The organism is Pseudomonadota bacterium, assembly GCA_023229365.1.
Lineage (GTDB): Bacteria > Myxococcota_A > Polyangia > JAAYKL01 > JAAYKL01 > JALNZK01.
Genome location: JALNZK010000155.1, coordinates 1 through 11,060, shown reverse-complemented (window position 1 = coordinate 11,060; position 11,060 = coordinate 1). Strand labels below are relative to the sequence as shown.

Here is an 11,060-nt window from a genome sequence, read left to right as displayed (position 1 = left end):
GTAGAACGCCCAGGAGCTGTGCTCCCGATGGGCGGCCACGAGGTAGACGTCCTTGCTCTCCAGGTCCTTGTCGGGGTCCGGCTTCTCGAGGTGCTCGGCGATCTTGTAGTCGATCACCTGCGTGAGGCGAAGGGCGTCCACGCCGAGCTTGCCCGCCTTGTACTCCTCCAGGAACGCCCGGTGCCTCTTCTCCTCCTTGGCCAGGGAGTCGAGCGCGTCCTTGGCGGCGGCGTCCTGCACCTTGTCGTGGAGCCCCACGTAGAAATCGTACGCCTCGATCTCGCGCCGGATGGCGAGATTGACGAGATCCTCCAGCTTGCGGTCCTCCATGCGTCCTCCTTTTTCGTTGAACAAGTATTACTCCACTGAGGCGTCCGGCAAATGTTTTTCACACCGCCGCGCCGCGCCGCCGTGGGCGTCTTTTCACGCGAATCCGCAATTGAAACTGCTTTTCTTCCGTGTCATACTGCGCCAACGCTCCAACCAGCGAGAGAAAAACGATGCAACTCCGCGTAACAACGAATCCCATGGGCCGTTGGGTTTACAGGGCTGTTGCGGTGTTTACCGTTTTGCTGTTCGCCGCCCCTGCCGCGGCGCAACTCCCCGAACACCCTGAGGATAGTTCCTTCGCGATCGATCTTTTCGAGCCCGCGCCGGGGCCGCTGAACTACTTCGCGGTGGAGGGGCCCGAGATCGGCGACGACATGAAGCCGTTCGTGGGGCTCGAGCTCTCCTATCACCACAAGCCGTTCGTGATCCTCGGCTGCGACGAGGAAGGCAACTGCGGCGACGAGCGCGGCGTGGTCAACGTCGTCGAGAACCTGATGGTCGCGGACGTCCTCGCCGGCTTCAACTTCCTCAAGCGGTTCAGCGTCGGGCTCGCGCTGCCCGTGATCATCTGGCAGCGGGGCGACAAGTACGAGGTGATCTCCGAGCAGGTGGCGGACGGCAGCTACGACGAGCGCCTGCAGAAGGACGACCTGAACTCCCCGGCGTCCTCGTACGGCACCATCGGCGACATCCGGTTGCACCTGAAGATCCGCATCCTCGGCGAGGAGCGGAAGAACGGCTTCCAGCTCGCGGCCGCGATAATCCCGACGCTCCCGATGTCGAAGTGGACCGGCCAGGGCGACGGCTACAGCGGTTCCGGCTTCCTCACGGTCACGGCGCCGCGCGTCATCGCCGGTTTCCGCGCCGGCTCCCTCCGGCTCGCGGTGAACCTCGGGATGCTCTGGCGGCAGAAGTCCGAGCTGTTCTCGGCCGAGCAGGGGCACAGCCTGACCTACGGCTTCGGCATCGGGTACACGATCGTCCCCGCGGTCGAGGTGCTCGCCGAGATCTACGGCCAGAAGTCGCTCGTCTCCGCGAAGTTCACGGACATGGAGAGCGCACCGCTCCTCTTCCTCGCCGGCGCCAGGTTCCGCGCGAAGCAGTTCCTGTTCAACGTGGGCGCGGGCGGCGGCATCCTGAGCGGCGTCGGCGCGCCGCAGTTCCAGGTAGTCGCGGGCGGCGCGTGGGCGCCCGAGGGCGAGAAGAAGAAGGAGGAGGAGTCGTTCGGCACGGAGTGGGATCTCGACGGCGACGGGATCGACAACGAGGTCGATCAGTGCCCGGATCAGCCCGAGGATCTCGACAACTTCGAGGATCAGGACGGCTGCCCGGACAAGGACAACGACAAGGACGGGATCCCGGACGGCTACGACTCGTGCCCGAAGGAGGCCGAGGACAAGGACGGCTTCCGCGACGACGACGGCTGCCCGGACCTCGATCACGACGAGGACGGCATCAAGGAACCGACGGACAAGTGCCCGGAGAAGGCGGAGGACGTCGACGGGTTCCAGGACGACGACGGCTGCGTCGACGAGGACAACGACGGCGACGGGATCAAGGACGAGGATGACGACTGCCCCGACGACGCGGAGGACAAGGACGGGTTCCAGGACGACGACGGCTGCCCGGACCTCGACAACGACAGCGACGGCGTGCCGGACGCGAAGGACAAGTGCCCGAACAAGCCGGAGACGCTGAACGGCATCAAGGACGACGACGGCTGTCCGGACACGGGCAAGTCGCTCGTCGTCGTGACAGAGACCCAGATCGAGATCAAGGAGATGGTCCAGTTCGAGACCAACTCCGATAAGATCAAGGGCGACAAGTCGTTCCAGATCCTCGACATCATCGCCGCGATCCTGAAGGGCAACACGGCGCTCCGGGTGTCGGTCGAGGGGCACACGGACAACAAGGGCAACGCCGATCACAACCGCGACCTGTCGAAGCGCCGCGCCGAATCGGTCAAGAGCTACCTCGTCGGCAAGGGCGTGGCCGCCGACCGGCTCGAGGCCGTGGGGTTCGGCCCGGACAGGCCGATCGCGAGCAACAAGACGAACAAGGGGCGCAAGCAGAACCGGCGCGTCGAGTTCATGATCATCCAGCCCGAGAAGGCCGCACCGCCCCCGACCGCGGCGCCGGAGCCGGCTGCCGAGCCCGCGCCTGACGGCGACTCGATGGACTTCACCGCCGGCGACGCGCCGAAGCCGGCCGAACCGCCGCCCGCGGAGGGCGATTCGATGGACTTCACCGCGCAGTAGCGCCGGCGGCGATCCGCAACGACACCGCGATGGTGCAGGCCGCGAACAAGGCGGGCACGCCGAGCGAGACCCAGAAGGAGGACAGCGCGCCGAGCGCGGCACCGTTCCACGCCGTGGCGAGGGCGAGCCAATAGGCGGCCGCCGTCGCGATCCCCAGGCCGACGAGCCGCGTGTCGCGCACCGTGCCGAGCGCGAACGCGAGCACCAACGCCAGCGCGGGAACCAGGCCCGCGCCGACGGCGACGGCGTTCCTGAGCGCGAGCTCCGCGCGCAGCGCGTCGGCGCTTCGGCCGTGCTCCTCGAGCTCCCGGGAGAGGACGCGGATCTCCGACGACGCGAGCGAGGCGCCGACGAGCCCGTAGGAGCCCGGCCGCGGCGTGCGCGCCGGCGTCCTTTCGCCCGCGGTCGCAGGGGCCGCCCCCCCCGCGCTCCAACCGTCGCCCCGCCGCCACGAGCACGGAGCCCCCTCTCCGCACGGCCCGCGCCAGGAGACGACCGTCCCGTCGCCGGCGCGCTCGATCTCGACCTCGCGCCGCGGCCCGCCACGCGCGTCGCGCCACCTGACGAGCGCGATCGCATCCCGATCCCACCACGAGCCCGATGGATCCGCGGCCGGCGCCGAGGTCCGCGCTTCGAACCGCGCGAGCGACCACGGCGCGAACGCGTTCACCAGCGGGAGGACGGCGACCGCGACCGCGAACGGGATCGCGACCAGCCCGCCGAGCAGCCCGAGCGGGCCTATCCCCGCCGCCGCCGCCGCATCCCACTCACCGCGGCGCCTGAGCGCGCCGAAGGCGAGGAGGACGGACAGCGCGCAGGCGAGCGGCGCGACGTGGGCGACGACGATGGGCAGCTTGAACGGGTACGCCGCGGCGAGCGCGCCGAAGGCGAGCCGCGCGGACGACGCGCTCTCGATCGCGTCGATGAGGACGTAGACGCCGAGCAGGAGGGCGAAGGTCCCGGCGAGCCGCGCCGCGACGAGGCGCCAGAGGTACAACGTGAGCCGCCCCTGACGGAACGCCATCAGGCGCGGCGCTCGGCTCGAATGATCATGCGGGCGGAGTCCGCGCCGAAGAAGCAGCCCGGGGTCGCCGTGTGGCCGGAGACGTGGTTCACGGCGAACCCGATGCTGTGCAGGATCTGGCCGACCTCGTGCAGCGAGTACAGCCGCAAGGAGAACTCGTGCCTCGCCTGGCGCACGCCGCCGCCGACGATGAGCTGACGCGTCACGTAGAGCCGGCTGTTGATATAGTTGAAGTCGGTCTCCTCCATGCACACGACGTCCTGCCCCTCGAACCAGGTCAGGTTCGGCTGCCTCCCGAGCACGAAGTCGCGGTTGACGAGCTCGAGGAGGAGCACGGCGCCCGGCTTCAGCGCGCGGTGCACGCCCTCCAGAACCTTCCTGTTGGTCTCCTCGTCGAAGAAGCCGAAGCTCGTGCCGATGCAGTACACGGCGTCGAAGGTCCGATCGAAGCCGAGATCGCGCATGTCGCCGTGGACGAAGTTGATCTTCTGCCCCGCCTCCTGCGCGTTCTCGCCGGCGCGTGCGAGCATGGAGAGCGAGAGATCCACGCCGACGACGCGGTAGTTCCGCTTCGCCATCGCCACCGCGTGGAGCCCCATGCCGCAAGCGAGGTCGAGCACCAGGCTCCCCTGGGCGACCCCGAGCGCCTGATCGACGAAGTCGACCTCCCGCCGCATTCCCCACTTCGATGGTTCTCGCGCGAGCAGCATGAAGTCGTCGTCGAAGATGTGCATCCACCACTCGCTGGTGCGCTTGCGACGTCGCTTCATCTTGCCGCGGGCTGCGGCCGGGAGGACGGGCATGGCCTTTGCCGGGCGGATCGGCGCCGTCAGATCCTCGGCCTCGGCGAGATCGATCTCGACGCTGTCGACCTCCGCCTGACCCTCGTCGGGCTCCTCCTGGAGCTCCGTGTCGTCGAGCTCCTCGTACGCTTCGGGTTCGTGATCGACGGCGTCGAAGACCATCTCCGGGGTGCCGAAGTCGAACGGGTGCTCGATCGAGGGTGGCGCCTCCACCGCAATCTCGGAGTCCCGCATCGCCGGCTGCTCGCCGGACGCCCCATCCTCGTCTCGCGGGTAGAGCTCCGCCGGCGGCCCCGTCTCGGCCATCGACTCCGCGCCGACAGGAGCCTCCACCGCCGGCTGCGACTCCTCTTGCGGCGCCGCCGGCTCCTCCTGCGCAGGAACCTCCGCCTGCTGTGCGGGCTCGCCCGCGGTCGGCGCCAGCACGATGAGCGCGCTGTCCAGATCCAGGACGCTCTCGTCTTCGTCATCCTCCTCGACGGCTCGCTCCGGCTCCACCGCCTCGATCGCCTTCTCCGGCTCCACCGCCTCGATCGCCTTCTCCGGCTCCACCGCCTCGATCTTCTTCTCTGGCTCCGCCTCCTCGGCCGCCTTCTCCTCCTTGCGCCGCCCCCCTCTGCGCTTCGAGCCGCTGCCGCTCGACTCGCCCAGCTCTCGGATCGGGTAGGCGACCACGGCGTTCGGCGAGCTCACGGGGACGACAGACAGCGCGTGAGCGCTCCTCTCGGCAGGCTTCTCGGCCACCGCGGACTGGCGAACCTCGCGAACGGACTGCTCGCTCGTGTCGACGAGCAGCGCGAACGGGCTCGACGGCCTCTTCGAGATCCGCGGCGCGGACGCCGGTTCCTTGGGCTCGGCGCCGGCGGCTGCGTCCCCGGACGTCATGTCTTCCGTCAGCTCGAGAATCTCGCTGTCGTCCTGTTCTTCGCTCATTTGCTCTCCAGCCTCACGACCTCAGGACCCGATGGTGCCGACCGCTCCCAGCTCCTGCCCCTGCAGCACCCGCTGCCCGACCGAGAGCTGTGCGCCGAGGTTCACCGCGCCCGCCGACCACAAGAGAACCACCGTCGAACCGAGCCGGAACGCGCCGACCTCGTCCCCCGCCGCGAGCTCGAGCGCCGGGGACAGCGCGCGCGTCGTCTCTCCACACGGCGCCGGCGGCGGCGCGTGAGGGGACGCGATGTTGCCGACGCCCATCGCCGCCACCATGACCAAAGCGAGCGCCCCTCGGGGATCGAGATCGAAGAAGAAGATCGCGCGCTCGTTCTTCTGGTACAGGAGGGGGACGCGCTTCTCCGACCACGGGGCGACGGGGAACCGCCGGCCGGGCACGTGCCGCACCCGCGTGAGCGCCCCGCGGCACGGCGCGTGGACGCGGTGGTAGTCTCGCGGGTGCAGGTAGACGACGAGGTAGCCGCCCCCGGCGAACCGAGCCCCCTCGCCCGAGCCGCCGAGCAGCTCGTCCGCGCCGTAGTCGCTCCCCTTGATCCGAAACACCGTGGAGCCGCCGCCGTCCGCCTCGCCGCTCGCCGCGATCGCGCCATCGCACGGCGCCGCGAACGCGTCCGCTCGGTTCGAGACGGGGCGCGCGCCCGCCTTGAGCCGCCGCGCGAAGAAGTCGCCGAAGGTCGGGAAACCGCCCGGCGGCACGTCGACGTCGCTCCTATCGACTCCGACCGCGAGCGAGTACGCCCCGATGAGCGGCCCGAGAACCCGCTGCGGGATCGGCAGATCCGCGGCGATCCCGATCGCGCGGCTCACCTGGCCCGGGAGGCCGGAATCGAAGAGGCGGTGCAGGGGCACGTTCCGCTCCTTTGGCGATTCGATGAAAAACCAAGCGACATTATAGGCGGTTACCGCATCGGTTTTCAATGCCGGTCGGCGCGGATGTGTCCCGGGGGTGCCGGCAGCGAATACGATGCCGCTTGCATAAAACTCGTACCGTTTCTATCTTTTCCAGTCAGCGCGCCCTCGGCGGAAAGGCAGCTCATGTCGTCGATCAACCTTCACAGTGACGAGATCGGAATAAAAATCGTGTATTACGGCCCGGGGTTGGGCGGGAAGACGACGTCGCTGCAGCACATGCACCGCGTCCTCAAGCCCGACAACCGGGGCCAGCTGATCTCGCTCGCGACCGGGATCGACAGGACGCTGTACTTCGACTTCCTCCCGGTCAAGCTGCCCAAGATCAAGGGGTTCTCGGTCCGGATGTCGCTGTACACCGTGCCCGGACAGGTGCACTACGACGCCACGCGCAAGCTCGTGCTCCAGGGAGCCGACGGCGTGGTCTTCGTCGCCGACTCCCAGGTCGCGCGCCACGAGGCGAACATCGAGAGCATCGAGAACCTGCGGGAGAACCTCCGGATCCACGGGATGAACGCCGACACGGTGCCGCTCGTCATCCAGTACAACAAGCGCGACGTGCCGAACATCCTCACCGTCGCGCAGCTCGAATCCGACCTGAACCAGCGCGGCGTGCCGCACTTCGAGACGTGCGCGCTCAGCGGCGTCGGGGTGTTCGAGGCGCTCAAGGAGATCACCAAGCTCGTCCTGGCCGACCTGCGGGTGAAGGGGATCTACGGCAAGGACAGGAGCTCGTCCCCGCCGCCGCCCGAGGACGACGCGGACGCTCCTGTAGAGGTGTACGAGACCGCCGCCCCGCCGCCGCGCGCGGCCGCGCGGGAGCAGTCGGCGATCGTCGACGCGATCGAGAGCCACATGAAGGCGCGCGAGTCGGAGACCCCGGCCGCGCCGGAGCCCGAGGGGCGGGAATCGGCGGCCACCGCGTTGTCGCGCTTGTGGAAGCCCGGCGCGGGTCGGGATCTCGTCGTGGAGATGGAGCGGCACATCGCGACCGGCGAGCACGCGGCCGCGGTCCGCCTCGCCGAGCCGGCGCTCCGGGCGCTGGTCGACGACGCGAGCGGCCCGGCGCGCAGCCTCGCCGAGTCGCTCCTCGCGCTCGGGACGTGCGGCGGACACTACGTCCGGTTCCAGCGGGCGATCGCCCTGACCGTGCCGACGCTGGACGACGCCCTGTTCTGCGCCTTCTTCCTCACCGACGTGGAGCTCAGGATGCAGGCGGCCGGCGTGCGCGTCGTCGGCTGACGATCGCGTTCAGCGGAACCGCGCGATCTGCGCGTGGAGCAGCTTCTTCAGCATGCGGAGCGTCTCGAGCTCGCCGAGCGGCGTCGCCACGACGAGCGTCGCGACGTCCCACTTCCCGTCGAGGCGCGACACGAGGTAGTTCTCCTTGGGGGTGAGCTTGAGCGCGCCGATCTTCCCGCGCGGGACGGCGAGGATCGGCACCTTGTGCGGCGGGATCTGCTCGTAGAGGTAGGCGAGCTGGGCCTGGCGCAGCCGCTTCATCAGATCGCGCGCCTCCCGGTTCTCGGGCTCCAGGCTCAGCGCCGTGGAGAGCACCCCGCGCCCCTCGTCGAACTGCTCCTCCTGGACGAGCAGCCGCGCGTTGTCCACGAGCACGCCGACCGGCCCCATCCCGGCCATTCCGCTCACCTCGAGCGTCATCGGATCCACGCCGACGAGGCCGAGGGCGTGCAGGTCGTACAGCTCCTTGTAGACGGCGAAGCGGCTCCGACGCAGCCGCAGGCACAGATCGCCTATCGCGAGCGGCCCGCCGTACTCGCGGAGCTCGCGCCACACCTCGCTCGTCGAGTCGCCGTCGACCGCGTAGACGACCGTCAGGTTCCCGTGGAGCACCTCGCGGATCCGCCCCCAGTCGTCGAGGCGCCGCATCGCCTCGAGCGCGAGCTTCTTCGTGGCGATCGGGCGGTCCAGCCTCGACGTGATCGGGCGATCCTCGAGCGCGAGGGGACCAGCGGCCGAGGCGCACGAGAAGTGGAAGCTCCCCTCCTCGTGGAAGAACAGATCGAGCACGGCGGAGAACGCGTGCTCCCGCGTCAGCTCCGCCACGCGCTCGGGGGTGACGACGCCCTTCTCGACGAGGACCCGCGCGGCGTTCCCTTCGTGCCCGGCCGCCGACATCGCAGCTGCGAACTGGTCGTCGGTGACGGCGCGCCGCGCGAGCAGGATCTGCCCGGCGTCCATTGTGAGGGGGCCGCCAGAGCCCACGGCCGCGATGTTTCCGTCCTCGAAAACGAGGTACGTCTCTTCGGCGTCGACCGTGATGATCAGCGTCCCGCTCTGCTTCGTCTCCGCGATCCACTGCGCGAGATCCGACAGCGGCATCGTGTCGAAGGTTCCGAAAAGCGGCATTCCCACGCTCCTGTCGTCAGAGGGCCTCCGAACTCTACCACCGCCGTTTCTCGAGACAAGCGCCGGACCGACGCGATAGAATCCATCGGTGCCGACAATAATGCGAAACGTCGTTCCGCAGGCCGCCCTCGCCTTGATCTTCGGTGCGCTCGCGTTCGCGTGGTCCGGTGCGGCCGAGGCGAAGACCGGGCTCGCGCCGGTGGTCGTGGACGGGAGCCTCGATCCGCGTCTCGCGCGGGACGTCGAACGGGCGATCCTGCGCGATCTCCGGATGCGCGGAGCCGATCCTCCCGATCCCATGAAGGTCCTGCCGCTGCTCGCCCTCGCCTCGCCCAAGGAGATCCCCGCAACGCCCCTTTGCGTCGCTGCAGGCAAGAAGCTGGGGCTCGACCTGCTGCTCCTGATCCGAATCAGGAACCTCCACGCGGGCACGCGGCTTCAGACCGAGCTGCGCGCCGTGGTGGTCGAGACCGGCGAGGAGCGGGTCTTCTCCGGCTTGACCCTGCTTCCCTATTCCGAGCCGTCTCCGCGGGCGCTCGTCGTCTCGGGCGCGCGCGACCTCGTCGCCGGGGCGCTCGGCGAATTCGGCTCGCCGGAGGAGGATCTGATCGAGGTGGAACGCGCGCTCCTACGCAACTGCGACGAGGCGTACGCGGAGTACCGGGCGTCGGGCGTGATCTCCAAGTACTCGTTCGCGGATTACATGTACCTCAAGGCGGACAAGCGGATGCGCGGCGGCCGTATGATCGCGATCGTCGTTCCGGCGATCCTCGCCGCGGGGACAACGACCATTCTGCTCGCCGGGTTCAAGCCATGGACTTGGGACGACCATGACGGCGAGCAATGCGATCCGAACTGCATGGCGACCGGCTTCGGCGAGCTGTTCCTCACGATTGGGTTCATGGCCGTGACCATCGTCGGCTACGGGGCGACCTTCGCGACGCTCGCGCTCTCGCTCCGCGCCTACTCCAAGGGCAAGCGCGACCTGGGGCTGCTGCGCCCGCTCGTGCCGAATCCGCCGAAGCGCGAGAAGCCGGAGATGGAGCTCGTCGCCTTCGCGCCCTGGGCCTCGCCGCAGGGCGGCGGGCTCGCGCTCGACCTGCGGTTCTGAGCGGAGATCAGCCGAGCGCGGACTCGAGCAGCTTGATGAGGCGATCGCCGAGGCCGCCCTCGTCGTAGGGCCGCTCGTCGGCCGGCGGGCGGTTCAGCTTGAGATCCTTGCACGACTGGAGCGCGCTCTGGACGTTGATGCGCGACTGGCCCTCGGGCTTTACGTACCGCTTCTCGGCCACCGCCTTTTCGAAGTGCAGCCGCACGAGCCGCGCCGGATCGCCGGCCGCCTCGCCGAGCACGCGCTGGCGCTGGGCGTGGAGCGCCGAGAGGTAGACCTCGTGGTAGTTTCGCAACACGTCCGCGATCGCCGCGGCGCGCGCCGCGTCCGCGACCTCGTACCGCCCTCCCCGCTCCGCGACGATCCCGCGCGCGACGAGCGGCCCGAACCCCTCGCGGACCATCGCCAGGACCTCCGCCGCGGCCCGCTCCTCGCTCGGCTCGGGCCACAGGAACTCCCAGCGGTACAGCCGGCAGGCCAAGGTGACGTCCTCGAGGATCGACTCCTCCGTCGCGCCCGCGGCGCTCGCGCGCAGGAGGGACAGGAGGACGATGGACGACGGCGCGAACAGGTGGATGATGTTGTTCTTGTAGTAGTCGAGCGGCAGGCGCTGCCCCTCCGAGATCTCGAAGCTCTCCCCGTCCCCGGTCACGACGCGCATCCGGCCGCCGCGCACGAACGCCGCGATCGTCCGGTCGACCGCGCCCCGCCCGTCGTCGCCCTCCGACCACGAGGCGACCATCGGATCGAGCTCCGCGCCCTGCGCCGCGAGGAACTCGACGAGCTCGAGCACCCGGTCGACGAGCGCGTTCTTGGCGATTCGCCTGCCCCGGAGCCCGAGCAGCGCCGTCGCGAGCACGGCGCTCGGCGTGACCACGGTGTTCCTGTTGATCTCGCGCAGCGTGCGCAGCCCGATCTCCTGCGCCATCTCCCGCCGGACCTGTCCGTCCCTTAGCTGCTCGCGCGTCACTCCCCGCTCGTCCAGCACGGCCTGGACCGCGAAGAACTCCCCGACCCGCACGTTCAGCCTCCCGTACCTGTGGAACAGCACCTTCGGCGCGCTGAGCAGGTTGCTCACGCCCTCGGCCTTCTTCTTCTGCCCCTCGGACTCGCTGACGTACGACCGCTCCTCGATGACGCGCTCGTACCCGATGAACGTCGGCAGGATGCCCAGGTCCCGCCGCGGCGTCACGGCGAGCGCCTTGAGCGCCATCTCGAGCATCCCGAGCTTCGGCCGCAGGAGCTTCCCGGTCCGCGAGCGCCCACCCTCGATGAACACCTCGATTGCGTAACCCTCCTGG

At 69.3% G+C, this 11,060-nt stretch carries 9 protein-coding genes; 3 read left to right on the top strand and 6 right to left on the bottom strand.

What is annotated here, in order from left to right; genetic code table 11:
• Positions 1 to 330: hypothetical protein (locus M0R80_28710; GenBank protein MCK9463620.1), on the bottom strand; the 330-nt coding region annotated here is incomplete at its 3' end.
• Between the two features lie 227 nt (positions 331 to 557).
• On the opposite strand from M0R80_28710, the gene M0R80_28705 reads away from it, so the two are divergent.
• A complete protein-coding gene (locus M0R80_28705) occupies positions 558 to 2,588 on the top strand; it encodes an OmpA family protein (protein MCK9463619.1) in 2,031 nt (676 codons plus the stop codon).
• On the opposite strand, the gene M0R80_28700 is transcribed toward M0R80_28705, so the two are convergent.
• Genes M0R80_28700 through asd form a run of 3 tightly spaced genes read right to left on the bottom strand, consistent with a single transcriptional unit; the run spans position 2,575 to position 6,218 of the window.
• Positions 2,575 to 3,612 (bottom strand): LptF/LptG family permease, encoded by a 1,038-nt coding sequence (locus M0R80_28700; protein ID MCK9463618.1) that lies wholly within the window; start codon positions 3,610 to 3,612, stop codon positions 2,575 to 2,577. The two genes, M0R80_28705 and M0R80_28700, sit on opposite strands and share 14 nt — an antisense overlap.
• Positions 3,612 to 5,348, bottom strand: coding sequence for a methyltransferase domain-containing protein (locus tag M0R80_28695; GenBank protein MCK9463617.1), 1,737 nt, complete (start codon positions 5,346 to 5,348; stop codon positions 3,612 to 3,614). Before M0R80_28695 ends, M0R80_28700 begins: the two co-directional genes overlap by 1 nt.
• Before the next feature lie 21 nt (positions 5,349 to 5,369).
• Positions 5,370 to 6,218 carry an archaetidylserine decarboxylase gene (gene asd, locus M0R80_28690; GenBank protein ID MCK9463616.1) on the bottom strand — a complete coding sequence of 283 codons (849 nt, stop codon included), beginning with the start codon at positions 6,216 to 6,218 and terminating at the stop codon, positions 5,370 to 5,372.
• A 231-nt stretch (positions 6,219 to 6,449) separates the two neighbouring features.
• Between asd and M0R80_28685 the strand changes: the two genes are divergently transcribed.
• Positions 6,450 to 7,520 (top strand): GTPase domain-containing protein, encoded by a 1,071-nt coding sequence (locus M0R80_28685; GenBank protein ID MCK9463615.1) that lies wholly within the window; start codon positions 6,450 to 6,452, stop codon positions 7,518 to 7,520.
• A gap of 9 nt (positions 7,521 to 7,529) precedes the next feature.
• Here M0R80_28685 and M0R80_28680 read toward each other — a convergent pair whose 3' ends face one another.
• The gene (locus tag M0R80_28680) at positions 7,530 to 8,648 is read right to left on the bottom strand and encodes a DUF4388 domain-containing protein (GenBank protein MCK9463614.1); all 1,119 of its coding nucleotides are present in this window, start codon (positions 8,646 to 8,648) and stop codon (positions 7,530 to 7,532) included.
• A gap of 88 nt (positions 8,649 to 8,736) precedes the next feature.
• Here M0R80_28680 and M0R80_28675 point away from each other — a divergent pair, with 88 nt between their 5' ends.
• Positions 8,737 to 9,759: a hypothetical protein gene (locus M0R80_28675; GenBank protein ID MCK9463613.1), complete on the top strand. Its 1,023-nt coding sequence runs from the start codon at positions 8,737 to 8,739 to the stop codon at positions 9,757 to 9,759.
• Positions 9,760 to 9,766: 7 nt separating this feature from the next.
• Here M0R80_28675 and M0R80_28670 read toward each other — a convergent pair.
• A partial coding sequence (locus M0R80_28670) for a 1-acyl-sn-glycerol-3-phosphate acyltransferase (protein ID MCK9463612.1) occupies positions 9,767 to 11,060 on the bottom strand: 1,294 nt, incomplete at its 5' end.

Bases quoted from the DNA above. Each gene is read 5' to 3' on its own strand.
- M0R80_28700 (MCK9463618.1), bottom strand. From the start codon at position 3,612: ATGGCGTTCCGTCAGGGGCGGCTCACGTTGTACCTCTGGCGCCTCGTC.
- M0R80_28695 (MCK9463617.1), bottom strand. From the start codon at position 5,348: ATGAGCGAAGAACAGGACGACAGCGAGATTCTCGAGCTGACGGAAGAC.
- M0R80_28680 (MCK9463614.1), bottom strand. From the start codon at position 8,648: ATGCCGCTTTTCGGAACCTTCGACACGATGCCGCTGTCGGATCTCGCG.